This is a genomic window from Ochrobactrum sp. C6C9 (assembly GCF_022627935.1).
Lineage (GTDB): Bacteria > Pseudomonadota > Alphaproteobacteria > Rhizobiales > Rhizobiaceae > Brucella > Brucella teleogrylli.
The window spans coordinates 38005-54844 of record NZ_JABXGB010000011.1 but is presented as its reverse complement, the minus strand read 5'-3'; the positions used below and the strand labels follow the sequence as shown (position 1 = coordinate 54844).

Below are 16840 nucleotides of genomic sequence, written 5' to 3'. Positions count from 1 at the left end.
CGCTGCGAGGAAGAGGTTAATCCCTCAATCATTGCAAACAATGACATTAGAGGTCTTAATTGGTGACCGTTTTTGCAATAAAGTTCAGTCCATGGAACGCCATAATATCACACCCGGCTTCGTTGAAGATGCTTTGGAAAGCGTGCGCCAGCGTGGCATCGATACCGCGCCATTGATGGCGGCAGTCGGTTTGCCGGATAGACTGACCGAGCCGGTCACGAATATCCAATACGGTCGCCTGTGGTGGCTGATTGCCGAAACCATCGATGATGAGTTCTTCGGTTTGGCCGCACGCCCGATGCGGCCCGGCAGCTTCAACCTGCTTTGTCATGCCGTTTTACATGCGGGCACTCTGGAGCGTGCCTTGCGCCGTGCCTTGCAGTTTCTCAATGTCGTGCTGGACGATCCGCGTGGCGAATTGCGCATTCGCGACGGCATGGCGCATATCGTGCTGACGGATGCAGGTTCGCCGCGCCCAGCCTTCGCCTATCGCGCCTACTGGCTAATCCTGATGGGCGTGGCGTGCTGGCTGGTGGGGCGGCGCATTCCGTTGCGAACACTCGATTTCGCCTGTCCGGCACCCGTGGACCGGCAGGATTATCGAAAATTCTTCGGCGCGCCGGTGCTGTTCGATCAGTCCGCAACGCGACTGGTTTTCGATTCATCCTATCTGGCCTTGCCGATCATTCGCAGCGACGTAGCGCTCGAAAATTTTCTGCGTGAGGCTCCGGCCAATATCCTGATCCGCTATCGCCACGATCACGACATTTCCTCACGGGTTCGCGGGCATCTGAGTCAGATGCCTGCGCAGGAATGGCCTTCATTCGAAGATATAGCCGTACAGTTGAAAATGTCCGCCCCGACGCTGCGGCGCAGGCTGAAAGCCGAAGGGCAGAGTTTTGGAACGATCAAGGACGAGTTGCGCTTCGTAACAGCACAGCAACTGTTGCAGGAGGACAGGCTGACCGTTGCGGAAGTTGCGGCGGAACTCGGCTATAGCGAGCCCAGCGCATTCTATCGCGCCTTTCAAAAATGGATCGGGCAAAGCCCCGGGACATTCAGAAAAATCGAGCCTTCCCAATAAAGGCCAGCGGGTGCAAGCGCATCTGCTCCAACTTTTTTGCGAATGAAAGCGTTAATATCTGTACCCGGCGGTTCTCCGGTGTTAAAGCACCCGCGCAACAAGAACTGGCGGCCTCCCACCGCGCAAGCAGCTGACATATCCGAAAATATCGTATTGACGACAGATTTGGCTTCATTCATGTCGTAATCCGACCGTTTGCTGTTCCAGCCTGGAAACCCTGACAATGACCGAACGTCTTTCTTTCGCCCGTGATCGCATCAATGTTCTTCTTCTCGAAGGCATCAATCCGACTGCCGTTGAATACTTCAAATCCTCCGGCTACACGAATGTCACGCATCTTCCCAAGGCGCTGGACAAAGCCGATCTGATTGAAGCGATTTCGCATGCGCATATCATCGGTATCCGCTCGCGCACGCAGCTGACCGAAGAAATCTTCGCCGCAGCGAACCGTCTGGTTGCAGTCGGCTGCTTTTCCGTCGGCACCAATCAGGTCGATCTGAAAGCGGCCCGCAAGCGCGGCATTCCGGTTTTCAACGCGCCGTTTTCCAATACGCGCTCGGTTGCAGAATTGGTGATCGGCGAGATCATCATGCTGATGCGTCGCATTTTCCCGCGGTCGGTATCGGCTCATGCCGGCGGCTGGGATAAGACTGCGACCGGCAGCCGCGAAGTGCGCGGCAAGACGCTCGGCATTATCGGATACGGCAATATTGGCTCGCAGGTCGGCAATCTGGCCGAAAGCCTCGGCATGACCGTTCGCTACTACGACACATCCGACAAGCTGCAATACGGCAATGTGAAGCCAACGGCGACACTCGACGAATTGCTGAAGATTTCCGATGTCGTCAGCCTGCATGTACCGTCGAACAAGTCCACGTCGAAGCTCATCACCGAAGCACGACTGCGCAAGATGAAGAAGGGCGCCTTCCTCATCAACAATGCGCGGGGCACGGTTGTCGATCTGGATGCGCTGGCAAAAGTTCTTCAGGAAGGCCATCTTGCCGGTGCGGCAATCGACGTTTTCCCGGTCGAGCCTGCTTCCAACAACGACAAGTTCGTTTCACCGATTCAGGGCATCGAGAATGTCATTCTGACGCCGCATATTGGCGGTTCGACGGAAGAAGCGCAGGAGCGCATCGGCATCGAAGTGACGCGCAAGCTGATCGAATATTCCGATGTTGGCTCGACGCTGGGCGCCGTGAACTTCCCGCAGGTTCAGCTTCCGCCGCGCCCGACCGGCACGCGCTTCATGCATGTGCATGAAAACCGTCCCGGCATCCTCAACAGCCTGATGAACATTTTCTCCACGCATGGCATCAACATCGCCAGCCAGTTTCTGCAGACGGATGGCGAAGTGGGCTATCTCGTGATGGAAGCTGACGGCGTCGGCGAGGCCAGCGACGACATTCTGAACGCCATGCGCGAAATTCCCGGCACCATTCGCGCGCGCCTTCTGTACTAACAGTCAAAACAGCTGTTTTAATTCTATGACGGCGTACCCCGGTGCGCCGTCATATTCGTTTCAAGAAACTGTATTATATGCCCGGCAAATAAGGACTTTTTGCCATGCAGTTTTTAAAGACATTTGATCTCTTTCCTTTTCTGGATACGGTCGTCAGCCTGACCGCAGCATTCATTTTCGGCACGCTGATCGGCGCGGAACGCCAGTATCGGCAGCGGACCGCAGGACTGCGCACCAATGCTCTGGTGGCGCTCGGCGCTGCCGCTTTCGTCGACCTTGCGGTACGTATTGCCGGGGCGCCGGAATCCACGCGTGTAATTGCCTATGTCATTTCGGGTATCGGCTTTCTGGGCGCAGGCGTCATCATGAAAGAGGGCATGAATGTGCGCGGCCTCAACACTGCCGCGACGCTCTGGTGCTCGGCAGCAGTGGGCGCATTTGCGGGAACCGACATGGTTGCCGAAGCTGCGTTGCTCACGGTTTTTATCCTGTTCGGCAACACGCTTCTGCGTCACCTCGTCAATCTCATCAGCCGCATCCCGATCCATGAACGCGCTTTGGAGCAAACTTACGAAGTGCGCGTCATCGCTTCTCATGACGGGATGGAGGAACTGCGCGAATTGCTGGTCGAACGGCTGGAAGACGCGAAGTATCCGGTCAGCGACGTGGAGATCACTGATCGCAACCCGAAAACCGTGGAGATACTGGCAACCCTGGTCAGCACATCCATCGAGCCGGATGAAATCGAGGCAGTCACTGCTTTCATGGAAAAGCAGAACGGCGTTTTCTATGCGGGCTGGGAAGGCAGTTCGAAGGACTGACGCTCGAAGGCTATGCGCTTATCGGTCGATGCGCGTGGAAAGCACAATGGACGACATGGTGCGTTCCACGCCTTCAAGCGCGCCGATCCTGTCGAGAACTGCGTCCAGTTCCTGAATAGAGGGCGCTTCAACCACGACAATCATATCGAAATGACCGCTGACGGAATGGAGCGTTCTGACCGTCATCATGCCGCGCAGCGCGGTTTCAACCTTTGGCGCTAGTTTGGGCAGTGCTGTCACTAGCACATGGGCGCGCACCAGATCGCGCTCGAATTCCGGTGCGATTCGAACGGTATAGCCCTCGATGACGCCCTGCTTTTCCAGCTTTTCGATGCGGCTTTGCACAGTTGTTCGCGAGACGCCCAGGCGTCGGGCGAGCTCGGCTGTGGAAGCGCGCGCGTTTTCACGAAGGAGGGCGATGAGGTTCAGGTCTGCATTTGTCGGCATAATGCATAATTATTACGGCATAATGTGCAAAGAAACAACGTCAGATCGTCGGTTCATACGCTTCTTTTTGCATAAGACTATGCGATTCTTGCATATCGAATTGCATTCCAGTGGGACCAGAAAGGCCAAGGGGAAAACAAAATGAAACAGATCGTTGTCGTCGGCGCAGGTAAAATCGGTGCAACCATTGCCGATCTTCTGGCTTCCACAGGTGAGTATGACGTCACCGTCGTCGATCGTTCGCAGGCACAGCTCGACGCGCTGGAATCCGGTGCCGCAGTCAAGACGCAGGCGCTCGACATTGAAGACGCCAAGGCGCTTGAAGCTGCCCTTACCGGCAAGTTTGCCGTGCTGAGCGCCGCTCCGTTCCACCTGACCACCCGCATCGCCGAAGCCGCTGCCAAGGCAGGCGTTCACTATCTCGATCTGACCGAAGACGTTGCCAGCACGCGCCGCGTGAAGGAACTGGCCCAGGACGCCAAGACGGCTTTCATCCCGCAGTGTGGCCTTGCCCCGGGCTTCATCTCCATCGTCGCTTATGATCTGGCCAAGCGTTTCGACAAGCTCGATAGCGTTCGCATGCGCGTCGGCGCTCTGCCGCAATATCCGTCCAATGCGCTCAACTACAACCTGACCTGGAGCACCGACGGCGTCATCAACGAATATATCGAGCCTTGCGAAGCCATCGTGGACGGCGAACTGTCGGAAGTTCCAGCGCTGGAAGAACGTGAAGAATTCTCGCTCGACGGCGTGACCTATGAAGCGTTCAACACCTCGGGCGGACTCGGCACGCTGTGCGAAACACTGGAAGGCAAGGTGCGCACCCTCAACTACCGCACCATTCGCTATCCGGGCCACGTTGCGCTTATGAAGGCGCTTCTGAACGATCTCGGCCTGCGTCATCGCCGCGAAGTTCTGAAGGACATCTTCGAAAACGCGCTACCGACTACGCTTCAGGACGTTGTCGTGATCTTCGTGACCGTTTCCGGCACCAAGAATGGCCGTCTGGTTCAAGAAACCTACGCAAACAAGGTTTATGCTGCGCAGGTTGGCAAGATCGTCCGTTCCGGCATCCAGATCACCACGGCTTCGGCCATTTGCGCGGTGCTCGACATGCTGGCCAAGGGCGACCTGCCGCAGAAAGGCTTCATTCGTCAGGAAGACATCACGCTGGAAGCATTCCTCGCGAACCGCTTCGGCAAGGCCTATGCACAGGACGACCATTCCACGCGTCTGGTTGCCTGATTTTTCTGGGCTGATGAACTTGGGCTCACTGCGTGTCAGCGCAGTGAGCCCTTTCGTGCTTTTGGCCAAGGGGGCTTGCCACCGGGGCTTTGAGAAACGGGCGAACTCTCGCCTCATGCAACGGCACTCCGGTCAACAGCCGGAATTGCACAGGACTATGAAACAGGGAAATCATGTTGAAATCAGTTTTGCTGGCCGGTCTGGCCACTGTCGTCCTCGCCTTGCCCGTTCAGGCCAAGGAATGGAAGGAAATCCGTATCGCCAGCGAGGGCGCATATCCTCCGTTCAATTACATGTCGCCAGAAGGCAAGCTCGTTGGCTTCGATCTCGATATCGCCAATGCTCTGTGCGAAGCCATGGAAGTCAAGTGCACGGTCGTCGCCAATGATTGGGATGGCATGATCCCCGGCCTGCAGGCCAACAAGTTCGACGCAGTGATCGCATCGATGGCCATCACGCCGGAACGCGAACAGCAGGTTGCCTTTACCGAGCGCTATTACACGACGCCGCTTGCGGTCGTCGTGCCCAAGGATACGGACCTCACTTCGCTTGAACCGTCGGCATTTGATGGCAAGACCATCGGCGCACAGGCTGGCACCACGCAGGGCAATTATGCCGATGACGTTTATGGCAAGGCTGGCGCTGACGTGAAGCTCTATCCGACCGCCGACGAAGCCAATGCCGATCTGGAAAGCGGTCGCGTCGATGCGATTGCAGCCGACAAGTTCCTCGCTGCCGACTGGCTGAAGAAGCAGGGCGCGGATTGCTGCAAGTTCCTCGGCGACATTCCGGGTTCCGAAACCAAAATCGCCGTGGCGCTGCGCAAGGGCGATGACGATCTGCGCGAGCAGTTCAATGCCGCGATCAAGAAGATCCGCGAAAACGGCACCTACGACACGATCCGCAAGAAGTACTTCGATTTCGACATCTATTGATCTTAAAATATCATCGGATGCCGCCAAAAGGCTACTTGATGTTGGCGGCATCCGGTGCTTCAGTCAAACTGAAGCCGATGAGGTTCGCGCGCTGCACTAAACAGCGAATTTCTGTCGGACGAACTAAAAAGCAGTCAACAAAATAAGCATTTAAGGGGAAACCATCATGCTGAAATCTATCCTTGCCGCGGGCCTTTTTGCTGGCCTTTCCACTGTGGCCGCCGTTATTCCGGCGCAGGCAAAGGAATGGAAGGAAATTCGCATCGCGACGGAAGGCGCTTATCCGCCCTTCAACTTCGTTGCTGCTGACGGCTCCCTTCAGGGGATGGACGTTGAAATTGGAAAAGCGCTCTGCGCTGCCATGCAAGCCAAGTGCACGATTGTCGCCAATGACTGGGACGGCATGATCCCCGGCCTGAAGTCGAATAAGTTCGACGCTGTTCTCGCTTCCATGAGCATCACCGAAGAGCGCAAGAAGCAGGTCGCATTCACGGACAAATATTATTCCACGCCGCTCGCAGTCGCCGTTCCGAAGGACAGCGCGATCACTTCGGTTGACGTTGAAGCGTTGAAGGGCAAGACCATCGGCGCGCAGGCTTCCACGACGCAGGCAACCTATGCCGAAGACGTTTATGCAAAGGGTGGTGCCGAAGCCAAACTTTACCCGACCGCCGACGAAGCCAATGCCGATCTCAAGAGCGGTCGTCTGGATGCCGTCGTGTCGGACAAGTTCCCGCTCGTGGATTGGCTTAAGGCTGATGGCGCTGATTGCTGCAAGCTGCTCGGAGACGTGCCGGGAACGCAGACCGCAGCCGGTATTGCCGTCCGGCAGGAAGACAACGATCTGCGCGAACAGCTGAATGCCGCGATCAAGAAAATCCGCGATGACGGCACCTATGCCACCATCGTGAAGAAATATTTCGACTTCGACATTTATTGATCCCGACCAGCAGCAGACTTTGCTGCAAGCAGAAACGCGCCAGCTAAACGCTGGCGCGTATTGTAATGAGAATGCCGGAAATACCGATGCAAAATCAGGATATTATCGTTCTAGGCGCTGGCATTGTCGGCGTTTCGGCTGCGCTTCATTTGCAGGCGCGCGGACGTTCCGTCTGTCTGATCGACAAGGCAGAGCCGGGGCAGGGAACGAGTTTCGGCAATGCCGGCCTGATCGAACGCTCCAGCGTCATTCCCTATTCCTTTCCGCAGGGTTTTGGGAAGCTTCTGCGCTACGCCACCAATCGCCGTACCGATGTGCGCTATTCTCCGCTTTATGTTCCGCGGATGGCGCGCTGGCTTTACCGTTACTGGCGGGAATCGTCGCCGGAACGTCTGGAGATTGCCGCGCAGGCCATGCTGCCGCTGATCGAAGCAAGCGTGCATGAGCATGATGCTCTGATTGCAGAGGCGGGCTGCGAAAAGCTCATTCGCAAACAGGGCTGGATGCAGGTTTACCGCAACCAATCCGCTTTTGATGCCGCGGTGCGTCGTCTACCCAATTTACAGCGTTTTAATCTGGCCTATGACATTCTGGATGCCGGAGCCTTGCGCGCACGCGAAACCGCTCTGGGCGAGGTTGCGGGTGCCATTCACTGGCTCGATCCCAAATCGGTGGTCAATCCGGCTGGACTTGTGCGGGCCTACGCCGATCTATTCATCAATCGCGGCGGCAGATTTGTACATGGCGACGCGTCAACGCTGGCGCAGAATGGCGACAACTGGCAGGTGACGACGCGGGAAGGGCCGGTTAAGGCGCGTGAGGTTGTCGTGGCGCTTGGGCCTCAGTCGGGGCTCATTTTCCGCCGCTTCGGCTATCCCATTCCGCTGGGCATCAAACGCGGCCATCACCTGCATTTCGCAATGCGCAACAATACGCGACTGGGCCATACAGTGGTGGATGAGGAAGCCGGTTACGTTTTGGCGCCGATGGTGCAGGGTGTACGGCTGACCACCGGCATCGAATTCGCTTCGCCCTCGGCTGCGGCCAATCGTATCCAGCTTGGAAAGACGGAGAAGATTGCGCGGCGTCTGGTGCCGCAGCTTGGAGAGCCGGTGGACAGCACGCCATGGCTTGGTCTGCGCCCATGCCTACCAGACATGCGACCGGTGATTGGTCCGGCACCGCGCCACAAGGGATTGTGGTTCGATTTCGGCCACGCCCATCATGGCCTGACGCTGGGCCCTGCAAGCGGACGCCTCATCGCTGAAATGATGACAGGCGAGAAAACCTATATCGATCCGACGCCTTATTCGGCAGAACGCTTCCTGTAATCGTTGAATATTTTGTGACAGGCTTGTCAGAGGCGACGAAGCGGGGCTATCAATTCACCCCTCACATTATTCCGCAGTTCTGCGGACCAATTGATCCGGAAAATCCTCGTGAAAAAGAATTCCCTGGGCCGCACCGGCCTCTCTGTCACTGAAATTTGCCTCGGAACCATGACCTGGGGTGTGCAGAACACCGAAGCCGACGCCCACGAACAGCTGGATATTGCTGTCGATGCAGGCATCAACTTCATCGACACGGCGGAAGGCTATGCCATTCCGATGAGCGCTGAAAGCTACGGCAAGACCGAGACCTATATCGGCAACTGGTTCAAGAAATCGGGCAAGCGCGACAAGGTCATTCTCGCCAGCAAAATTGCGGGCGGCGGTCGTCAGGAGTGGATTCGCGGCGGCGCCCGCCCAAGCCGCGCCAGTGTGCGCGAGGCGGTTGAGAACAGCCTGAAGCGCCTTCAGACCGATCACATCGATCTTTACCAGATCCATTGGCCGATGCGCTCGCATTATCATTTCGGACAGGGGTGGAATTTTGATTTCACCAAGAACGATGCGAAGTCGGAATTGCAGCATATGCATGACACTTTGCTCGGCCTCGACGATATGGTTCGCGAAGGCAAGATCCGTCATGTCGGTCTTTCCAACGAAACCGCATGGGGAACGATGCGCTGGCTGCGTCTGGCTGAGGAACACGGTCTGCCGCGCATGGCGTCGATCCAGAACGAATATGGTCTGTTGCAGCGCCACTATGATTACGACATGGCTGAAGTGTCTTTGGCGGAAGATATCGGACTGCTGGCCTATTCGACACTCGCCGCAGGCGTGCTGACGGGCAAATATCTTGGCGGCAATGTGCCAGCCGGTTCACGCGCGGCGGTCACCGATGGCGGCCTGTGGCGTGACAATTCCCATTCGGAACCGGTGGTGCGTGCTTATATCGATGTTGCCAGGAAGCATGGCCTCGATATCGCCCAGATGGGCATTGCCTTCTCGTTGACCCGCCCGTTCATGACCTCGGTCATCATCGGGGCCACGACTGTTGAGCAGCTAAAGACGGATATCGCGGCCCATGAGCTGAAACTGTCGGACGAAGTGCTGGCTGATATTGCGGAAGTTTACCGCAACAATCCGCGCCCGCTCTGATCGCGCTCAATAGAGCGCGGTTCGATGTGATTGGATCAGATCGGCGCTCTAATTCTTTGTTTTAACGCGCATCTTTTCCGAAAACCGTTTCACACTTTTCGGGATGCGCTCTAATGCTGACTATGAAAAGCCCGGTTTTGACCGGGCTTTCTGTTATCCGGCCAGATAAATCTCATTCTTGACGATCCACTGGTCGATTGGGGTCATGCTGGACGAACTGACAATGACCATGCGATCAAAACGAAGACTACGACCGGACAGTGCATCTGAAAGACGTTTCATTTCGACGCGTTTCTCCGGCGTTTCATGAACGCCATAGGCAAGAGACACATGCGGGACGAAACTTGCGAGATCGTCCATGCCCGAAATGCCGATTGTATCTCGCTTCAAATTCATCAGCGGCGGCGTTTTCTCCAATTCGGCATAGAACGAACGGAAATACGCTTCCGTTGTAGTTATACCGTCGATCTTGATATCGAGCGGCTTGCGCCCTATCGCAAGGCTGAGAACCAGCGGTTGAAGCTCTTCAGCCGAACGTTCCATATCGGGGATCAAGGTCGCATGCGGTTCGAAAACTGGTGTATCAAAGCGAAGCGCCAGATCGCGAACTATCGTTTCGAGAAACTGGAGGTCGCCACGCGACGGGCGCAGCCAGACGGAATGAAATGTCATGGGTCAGGCACCCTTTGCGCCCTTGGTCGCATGGTCGGTTTTCAGTGGCCGCACACTACCGCGCAGAATGAGCGGCATGTCCAGGATAATCGTCTGCGGCGGCTCATTGGGTGCGCTTTGTCGTTCATCGAGCAGGCGAACGATTTCCGCCGAAAGGCGCTCCGCATTCTGATCGAATGTCGTCAGACGATATGCGCCCCAGCGCGCCTCGGCCACATTATCGAAACCGATGATCGAAAGGTCCTCCGGAATGCTGAGATTATAGACATCGCGCGCGCAGTCCATCAGGCCAAACGCCATCAGATCATTGACGCAAAGCACGGCTTCAACCCGATCCTTATCGCCAAGAAGCAGCGAACCGGCGGCGAACCCGCTGTCATAGTCCGTCAGTTCACCGCGCTGCACGACCACCGGCAGGCCCATACTGGCCGCCTTGGCTACAAATGCTTGCTCTCGTTCCACAAGGCTCGGACTGCCGACGCTTGATGTAATCAGGCCAAGCTTTTTTAAACCCCGCGCAGTAAAAACATCGACCGCCGTTTCTGCTGCGAGTTTGTTGTTGGCGTGGACGCGGTCTGCCCCGGCCTCGGTCCGGCCCACGAGAATGAGCGGTTGGCCATTTCGCTGCGCCAGTTCGACGAAGGACGAGGAAGGCATGCCCGACAAAACCACCGTCGCTTCCGCACGATAGCGCAACAGCGCCTCGTGGGCGGCAGAAAGGTTCTCGCCATGCTGACCGGTGGGGATCAAAACCGGCACATTGCCGCGCGCCGCAAGACGTCGGGAAAGGGTGGCGATCTGGCGGGCACGAAAAGGGCTGTCGGGATCGGCGGCGATCATGCCGACGATACGGCTGCGGTGGGCGAGAAGACCGCGAGCAAGATCATTGACCTGATAGCCAAGCTTGTCGGCGGCTTTCAGCACTTTCTCGCGGGTTGCAGCCGAGACGCTCGCGCCGGGCGTGAAGGTGCGCGAGACGGCGGAGCGCGAAACGCCTGCTTCCTGCGCCACTTCATGCGCGCTGATGAAGCGCGGGCCACCACTGGCGTCCTGATCCTGCTGAGCCATTTCTAGCGCCCCACTTTCGAAAGAACATCGGCGCGAAGAAAGCGCTCCACAACGAACATGAATGCAATCGACGGCACAAGCAGTATCAAAGCGCTGATTGATGCAATCTGATAGTTGCCGCCAGAGCTTGCCGTATAGAGCAAGAGCGGCAGGGTGGAAATGTCCGGTGCGCCCACGAAATAGGTCCCGGTAAATTCATCCAGCGATTCGAGGAAAACGAAGATTGCGCTTGCCAGCAGCCCCGGTGCGGCGATTGGCAATGTGATGTCGAAGAAGGTTTTCATCGCGGAAGCGCCCATGGAACGCGCGGCTTCTTCAAGCTCGCTGTCGATGGCCGAGAAGGCAGCGGTTGCAATCCAGACCGCATAGACCAGACCATGCGTGACATGCACCAACACCACGCCGATGATCGTGCCGTTGAGGCCGAACGAATAGAACATTTGCGCGATGTTCACATAGACCGGGAGGTTGGGAAAGGCTTGCGGGATCAGGAGCGTCAGCAGGATCAGGCCACGAAACGGCAGTTTCAGCCTTGCCAGCGCATAGCCCGCTGGAATGGCCAGACCAAGCGAGACGATCACGGTCAGGATCGCGATGAGAACACTGGTTCCAAGCGACGACAAGGCATTGCCGCGCGGCGAAAACACATTCGCCCAGAAGGAGAAACCGTATTGCAGCGGCAGTGTGTGTGGAAAATACCAACGTTCCGCCACAGCCCACAGGAGGAGGTTGGCCAGCGGGCCGAAAATCGCGAAGGCCAGAAGGCCGAGTATGATGCCGCGCGGTATCCAGCGCCAGTCGAAGGTGGTGCTCATTTGCCGTGCTCCTTCATGGTCTGGCGCAGATAGATCCACGCCACCAGACTGGTCATCAGCAGCGAAATCGTGCCAAGCGCATTGGCGACACCGTAATCGCCATAGGCATTGATGCGGAAGGCCATATTGGCGGTAATCATGGTGGGTGATTGCGCGTTGATCATCAGCGGTACGGACAGGACCGACATCATGGTCACGAAGCTTAAGATAAGCCCCACAAGAAGCGTCTGGCGCACCTGTGGCAGAACAATCTCGATCAGGATACGCAGGCGTCCTGCGCCCAGATTGCGGGCGGATTCAATGGTGCTTCTGTCGAGCGAAGCCATAGCGCCTGCCAGCAGCAGGGTGACGAACGGGGTCTGTTTCCAGACGAAAGCGATGGTAATGCCGCGCCAGTCAAGAAAGCTCATCGCCTGCAACGGCGTCAATATGCCGGTTTCGATCAGCAGGCTGTTCATCAGACCGTTCTTGGCGAGAAAGGTCCGCAAAATCTGTCCGACGACGATAAAGGGAATGAACAAGGGCCAGCGATAGAGCCACCGCAGGACCGCGACAGCGCGCGGATTGGAGCCGAGCGTCAGGTAACCGCTGATCACGATGGAAAGCAGCGCTATCAGCGCCGACGACAGCACGACGATCAGCAATGTGAACAGAATGTCGCTTGAATAAAGCTCGAATGTCTTGGTAAAATTGCCGAAACCCCATTGCCCGGACACATAAAATGCTCCGGTGAGGGCGCCGAACAGCGGCACGATGAACAATACCACGACGATTGCCAATGCAGGCGCGACCAGCAGTAAACCCGTCAGTCTTGGCGACATTCGAGACCTCATGAAAACGATGGAATGCCGGATGCGCCTGCGGCGGCGCATCCGGCAACGCGGTTATCAGTTGCCAACTTGACGTTCGTAGGCTTCGAGAATGGCGGTGTTGTACGGCGCAATCGGGAAGGACTTGCCGAACTTGCCCAGATCATCTGACGAGATATCGGTGAAAAGCTTGTTCCAGGTGTCGGCATCGAGTTCCGATTTGACGTTATCGGCGTCAATGCCCGGATACCAGTTGAAGCGCTTCACAATGCCTTCGGCCTGAACCTTCGGGCTGGTTGCCAGCGCGACGAACTTTTCGGCCAGTTCTTTATTCGCACTCTTTTCCGGGATCACATAATGCATCGGCTGGCCCGGCATGCCCGGCTCAGGCAGAACAAGCTTCATTTCCGGCGGCAACTGGCCATTGGCCTTCCATGAATAGAACATATCCACCCAGACCGGACCCATGGCGATTTCGCCACGGCTTAGCATGTCGAGCGTTCCGGCATTGCCCGGCGTCAGGGTCGCGTTCTTGGTGAACTCCTTCAGCGATGCAAAAGCCTTGTCCCAATTCTTGGCTTCGCCTTCTTCAAACGGTCCCTGCTGAAGCTTGTTCGCATCGCCGCCATAGGCATAAATCCAGCCCATGACGAAGCTGACGCCCGAAGCACCGCCCTTGATGCCGTTATAGCCGAACTGCTTCGGATTTTCCTTGGCCCAGGCGACAAGCTCATCATAGCTCTTGGGCGGTGTGGCGACGAGTGCGGGATTATAGGCAAGCGCGGTCTGGCTGTTGAACATCGGCATGACATAGCCGTCGACATTGGTGCCGAGCGCCATCTTGGCATTGCCGCGGGTTACCAGCTTGCCGGTTTCGATCTTGCCGCGATAATTCTCAAGGAATTTGCCGGTGACCATCGGCCCGGCGAATTTTTCATGGATGACGGCAACGTCCGTATCCCATTTTTCGACATCCGCCTTGGACTGGGCTTCGAAACGCTCGAGAATCTTCTGCGAACCGGCATCGCCCGGGCCGGTGCCGACAACGCGCACGGTCGTGCCCGGATTTTCCTTCTCGAACAATGGTCCGAGATACTGGTTGACGTAATCGACCATGTTCTGGTCACCGGCGGTAAGCACCGTCAGTTCGTCGGCGGATGCAGGGGCCACGGTAAGACCGAGTACCATTGCTGCTTTCAGGACCGTTCTCATGAAAAACTCCTGTTAAATCCGGATCATCCGGTTTGTGGATTGCGATTGGGATGCAAGGCATCCTGTTGCTTCATCGGGAATTTTTAAGCTGCTGCGGACTGGTTGATGCCCGCAGTTACTGACATTGGCCGAGCCGAAACGCCGCCCGGCAAAACTGGTGCGGGACTACTTGTCGAACAGAAACAGCGCCTGTTCGGGTATCTGGATTTCGACATCCGTACCGGGTTGGTGGCTTTCCTGCGCATCGACCATGATATGGCGGTCGCCGATGCTGACCATGTGTCGCCAAAGGCCGCCGGGATAGCTGGTCTGCTCCACCCTGCCTGTGAGGACGAGGGCAGGTGCATTGTCGCGCTGTGTGCCCGGCTTTACGAGATGCGCAGCTTCGCTGCGGAAGCGCGCGGAAGCGATTCCGTCGGAAAGAGTGCGCCTTCCGGCTGGAATAGTGCTTGCCTTGTTATGCGCGCCTGCCGCGATTTCGATCCTGTCAGCTTTGATCGCAACAGGCAGTTCAATCAGATTTTCCGCGCCCATGAAGGCGGCCACAAAATCGGACGCCGGATGGTTGTAGACTTCCTCGGGTGCGCCAGCCTGGGCGATCTCGCCATTGTTGAGAATCACGATCCGATCCGCCATGACCATCGCCTCTTCGCGATCATGGGTCACGTGAACCGCCGTAATACCCAGACGGCGCTGCAAGGCGTTGATTTCATGACGCACCGACAGACGAATACGCGCGTCAAGATTGGAGAGGGGCTCGTCAAGAAGCAGAATGTCGGGCTGGATGGCCAGTGCACGACCCAGCGCGACGCGCTGGCGCTGACCTCCGGACAAAGCTGCGGGCTTCCTTTCCAGCAGTGCGTCGAGGCCAAGCAGGCGGGCAACTTCCTGCACCTTCTGCTTGATCGTGTCTTTGGCAATACCGCGAATGCGCAGACCATAGCCGATGTTCTGCGCAACCGTCATGTGCGGCCACAACGCATAGGACTGGAATACCAGCGCCATGCCGCGCTTGTCCGGGGGCAGGCGAGTCACATCAGCACCATTGACCCTGATCGCGCCGCTGCTGGGCGTGTTGAAACCAGCGATTGCACGCAGCAGGGTTGTTTTTCCACAACCTGACGATCCGAGCAGGGCAACGAATTCGCCTTTGCGGACCGACAGATCTACCCCTTTGAGAACCTCATTATTGCCATAACGAACGCGCGCGCTCGCCACCTCCAGAAAAGCTGGCATAGGCGTCTCCTCCCCAGGATCGCCGGCTGCTTCTGTTTTTTCTGCACAGCCGTGCAATTCAGATTGAAACATCTTTATGAGACCTCGACAAGCGGCAAAAACAGTTCCAATGCAGAAACAGCGCGAATGCACCCCCACATCGTGGCCCCCTGTTTAGCGGGCCTTTATTACAGCGGTGTGACGCAGCGCGACCGAGGTGGACAGCTTTGCATTCAATTCGGACAGGCCCTGTGCATTATTCAAGGTCGATGAAGAAGCCGTCAAGGAAGCCCAAACCGCGCTGCATTTCGGTTTTCAATGGATGCAAAAATGCAATGGCGTGCAACAGCCCCAATATCCGCCTGATTTACATGAGAAGCTGCTAATGAGAGCAAAGGAAGGATACAACAACGGAGCCTTATTCCGTGCCGCAACACGTTTTGTCCGGCTTCAATAATTCGGTTGCATAATCTTTCAATTGCAACTAAAGATTGATTTGCGGCATTCACACGGTTTTTGAGGGAAGGCCGTTTTGATTTTCTAAAATCCAGGGGGAATACAGGTTTCGAGTCCGTTCCATTAAACCCGTGGCGCTCCCAATATTTATTCTTTTTTTCGGTTTGATGATTGAGGATAATATGAGCATCTTCATGAAGAATAACTCAATGAATTTTTCTACTTATGATCCATCGCCAGTAATCAACGCAATGCAGCTGGCATCGCTGGATGGCGGTGGCAAACCCGATATTGATTACGGTTTTTCAGACATTGGCGAGAGGACGTATCACTCGCTCGAAACCATAGCCATCATCGTGCTCGAAATGGTGCGCGGGTTGAGATGGAAGCCCTTTGAGGGGCCTGAGGAGACCATCAATTGCCCGGCAGGTATGACGTTCATCATTCCCGCTCACATGAGCTGCGCAATTGTGTGGCCCAAAAATACCGCGCATCTGACGGTGACGCTCGACACGTCGTTCTTCTCGGCGGAAGAATGCGAAGAAGCTACCCATAGCTGGACGCCAATTCATTTTTCCAACAGACAGTGCCTGCAACTGGCGCAGATCCTTTGGGGCGAGCTACAAGTATCACCTCATGTAAGCAGCACCTATATGGATGCGTTCCGCACGGTGCTGACAGGCGTGCTGGTGCGCAATGCGTCTATCGCCCGCGGTAGCAACAAACAACAGTTTGGGCTCAGCAATTATGCCTGCCGGCAGATTGAGAATTATCTCAGGGAAAATTATCGCCAGCAGGTATCTGTGCCGGACATGGCATCCCTGATCGGGATTTCAGCGGGCCATTTTGCAACCTGTTTTCGCGCAAGCTTCGGTCTCACACCACATCAATATCTGATGCGACTGCGGCTGGACGAAGCCGAGCGATGCCTGCGCGAGACCGATATATCCTTGAGTGAGCTTGCCGCCACGTTGGGTTTCTCCAGCCAGAGCCACATGACGACTGCGCTTCGGAAATATCGCCATCTGACGCCGGGAGAAGTCCGGCGGCGCAGTTACGCGCAGCGGCGGAAGAATCTGTCCTGAACCATCAACTGATACGCGGACTCGGATTGGCCCGGCTTCATGCCGGGCCATGTCGTTTCTATCGCGTTGGTTCTGTTGAGCGCTCAGGCCT

General features: G+C 56.5%; 17 protein-coding genes. 10 read left to right on the top strand and 7 right to left on the bottom strand.

Translation table 11 applies throughout. From position 1 onward, the window contains the following. The first annotated feature begins 91 nt into the window (after nt 1-91). The 3 genes from HWD97_RS10850 (at nt 92) to HWD97_RS10840 (ending at nt 3367) form a co-directional block, all read left to right on the top strand. Entirely contained in the window at nt 92-1084 is a 993-nt protein-coding gene (locus tag HWD97_RS10850) for an AraC family transcriptional regulator (RefSeq protein ID WP_109367315.1), read from the top strand. A gap of 223 nt (nt 1085-1307) precedes the next feature. Then, a complete protein-coding gene (gene serA, locus HWD97_RS10845; protein WP_109367316.1) occupies nt 1308-2546 on the top strand; it encodes a phosphoglycerate dehydrogenase in 1239 nt (412 codons plus the stop codon). 104 nt (nt 2547-2650) lie between these two features. Then, on the top strand, nt 2651-3367 hold the full coding sequence (locus HWD97_RS10840; protein WP_109367317.1) for an MgtC/SapB family protein: 717 nt from the start codon (nt 2651-2653) through the stop codon (nt 3365-3367). Between the two features lie 18 nt (nt 3368-3385). Here the strand turns inward: HWD97_RS10840 and HWD97_RS10835 are convergent, their stop codons facing one another. Continuing rightward, nucleotides 3386-3814 carry an Lrp/AsnC family transcriptional regulator gene (locus HWD97_RS10835; protein ID WP_078336932.1) on the bottom strand — a complete coding sequence of 143 codons (429 nt, stop codon included), beginning with the start codon at nt 3812-3814 and terminating at the stop codon, nt 3386-3388. Between the two features lie 141 nt (nt 3815-3955). On the opposite strand from HWD97_RS10835, the gene HWD97_RS10830 reads away from it, so the two are divergent. The 5 genes from HWD97_RS10830 to HWD97_RS10810 all read left to right on the top strand — a co-directional run bounded on the left by HWD97_RS10830 (nt 3956) and on the right by HWD97_RS10810 (nt 9417). Continuing rightward, nucleotides 3956-5059, top strand: coding sequence for a saccharopine dehydrogenase family protein (locus tag HWD97_RS10830; RefSeq protein WP_109367318.1), 1104 nt, complete (start codon nt 3956-3958; stop codon nt 5057-5059). A 173-nt stretch (nt 5060-5232) separates the two neighbouring features. Next, nucleotides 5233-5994, top strand: a complete 762-nt coding sequence (locus tag HWD97_RS10825; protein ID WP_371835009.1) for an ABC transporter substrate-binding protein — start codon at nt 5233-5235, stop codon at nt 5992-5994. Nucleotides 5995-6172: 178 nt separating this feature from the next. Beyond that, nucleotides 6173-6934, top strand: coding sequence for an ABC transporter substrate-binding protein (locus tag HWD97_RS10820; protein WP_371830817.1), 762 nt, complete (start codon nt 6173-6175; stop codon nt 6932-6934). Between the two features lie 80 nt (nt 6935-7014). Next, nucleotides 7015-8265: an FAD-binding oxidoreductase gene (locus tag HWD97_RS10815; RefSeq protein WP_109367982.1), complete on the top strand. Its 1251-nt coding sequence runs from the start codon at nt 7015-7017 to the stop codon at nt 8263-8265. 108 nt (nt 8266-8373) lie between these two features. Continuing rightward, nucleotides 8374-9417, top strand: coding sequence for an aldo/keto reductase (locus HWD97_RS10810; protein WP_121538296.1), 1044 nt, complete (start codon nt 8374-8376; stop codon nt 9415-9417). Between the two features lie 153 nt (nt 9418-9570). Here HWD97_RS10810 and HWD97_RS10805 read toward each other — a convergent pair whose 3' ends face one another. The 6 genes from HWD97_RS10805 to HWD97_RS10780 form a co-directional block, all read right to left on the bottom strand. Further along, a complete protein-coding gene (locus HWD97_RS10805; RefSeq protein WP_109367322.1) occupies nt 9571-10089 on the bottom strand; it encodes a 2'-5' RNA ligase family protein in 519 nt (172 codons plus the stop codon). 3 nt (nt 10090-10092) lie between these two features. Further along, the gene (locus HWD97_RS10800; RefSeq protein WP_109367323.1) at nt 10093-11157 is read right to left on the bottom strand and encodes a LacI family DNA-binding transcriptional regulator; all 1065 of its coding nucleotides are present in this window, start codon (nt 11155-11157) and stop codon (nt 10093-10095) included. Between the two features lie 2 nt (nt 11158-11159). Then, nucleotides 11160-11972: an ABC transporter permease gene (locus tag HWD97_RS10795; RefSeq protein ID WP_109367324.1), complete on the bottom strand. Its 813-nt coding sequence runs from the start codon at nt 11970-11972 to the stop codon at nt 11160-11162. Next, the gene (locus tag HWD97_RS10790) at nt 11969-12793 is read right to left on the bottom strand and encodes an ABC transporter permease (RefSeq protein ID WP_121538298.1); all 825 of its coding nucleotides are present in this window, start codon (nt 12791-12793) and stop codon (nt 11969-11971) included. Before HWD97_RS10790 ends, HWD97_RS10795 begins: the two co-directional genes overlap by 4 nt. A gap of 66 nt (nt 12794-12859) precedes the next feature. Further along, nucleotides 12860-13993, bottom strand: a complete 1134-nt coding sequence (locus HWD97_RS10785) for an extracellular solute-binding protein (protein WP_167836082.1) — start codon at nt 13991-13993, stop codon at nt 12860-12862. Nucleotides 13994-14158: 165 nt separating this feature from the next. Continuing rightward, a complete protein-coding gene (locus tag HWD97_RS10780) occupies nt 14159-15229 on the bottom strand; it encodes an ABC transporter ATP-binding protein (protein WP_109367327.1) in 1071 nt (356 codons plus the stop codon). Between the two features lie 196 nt (nt 15230-15425). Between HWD97_RS10780 and HWD97_RS10775 the strand changes: the two genes are divergently transcribed. Further along, complete coding sequence (locus HWD97_RS10775) at nt 15426-15665, top strand: hypothetical protein (RefSeq protein WP_124915852.1); 240 nt, start codon at nt 15426-15428, stop codon at nt 15663-15665. A 181-nt stretch (nt 15666-15846) separates the two neighbouring features. Then, nucleotides 15847-16749 carry an AraC family transcriptional regulator gene (locus HWD97_RS10770; protein ID WP_235858955.1) on the top strand — a complete coding sequence of 301 codons (903 nt, stop codon included), beginning with the start codon at nt 15847-15849 and terminating at the stop codon, nt 16747-16749. The last annotated feature ends 91 nt before the right edge of the window (nt 16750-16840 follow it).

Bases quoted from the DNA above. Each gene is read 5' to 3' on its own strand.
- HWD97_RS10850 (WP_109367315.1), top strand. From the start codon at position 92: ATGGAACGCCATAATATCACACCCGGCTTCGTTGAAGATGCTTTGGAA.
- serA (WP_109367316.1), top strand. From the start codon at position 1,308: ATGACCGAACGTCTTTCTTTCGCCCGTGATCGCATCAATGTTCTTCTT.
- HWD97_RS10840 (WP_109367317.1), top strand. From the start codon at position 2,651: ATGCAGTTTTTAAAGACATTTGATCTCTTTCCTTTTCTGGATACGGTC.
- HWD97_RS10835 (WP_078336932.1), bottom strand. From the start codon at position 3,814: ATGCCGACAAATGCAGACCTGAACCTCATCGCCCTCCTTCGTGAAAAC.
- HWD97_RS10830 (WP_109367318.1), top strand. From the start codon at position 3,956: ATGAAACAGATCGTTGTCGTCGGCGCAGGTAAAATCGGTGCAACCATT.
- HWD97_RS10825 (WP_371835009.1), top strand. From the start codon at position 5,233: ATGTTGAAATCAGTTTTGCTGGCCGGTCTGGCCACTGTCGTCCTCGCC.
- HWD97_RS10805 (WP_109367322.1), bottom strand. From the start codon at position 10,089: ATGACATTTCATTCCGTCTGGCTGCGCCCGTCGCGTGGCGACCTCCAG.
- HWD97_RS10800 (WP_109367323.1), bottom strand. From the start codon at position 11,157: ATGGCTCAGCAGGATCAGGACGCCAGTGGTGGCCCGCGCTTCATCAGC.
- HWD97_RS10795 (WP_109367324.1), bottom strand. From the start codon at position 11,972: ATGAGCACCACCTTCGACTGGCGCTGGATACCGCGCGGCATCATACTC.
- HWD97_RS10790 (WP_121538298.1), bottom strand. From the start codon at position 12,793: ATGTCGCCAAGACTGACGGGTTTACTGCTGGTCGCGCCTGCATTGGCA.
- HWD97_RS10785 (WP_167836082.1), bottom strand. From the start codon at position 13,993: ATGAGAACGGTCCTGAAAGCAGCAATGGTACTCGGTCTTACCGTGGCC.
- HWD97_RS10780 (WP_109367327.1), bottom strand. From the start codon at position 15,229: ATGCCAGCTTTTCTGGAGGTGGCGAGCGCGCGCGTTCGTTATGGCAAT.
- HWD97_RS10770 (WP_235858955.1), top strand. From the start codon at position 15,847: ATGAGCATCTTCATGAAGAATAACTCAATGAATTTTTCTACTTATGAT.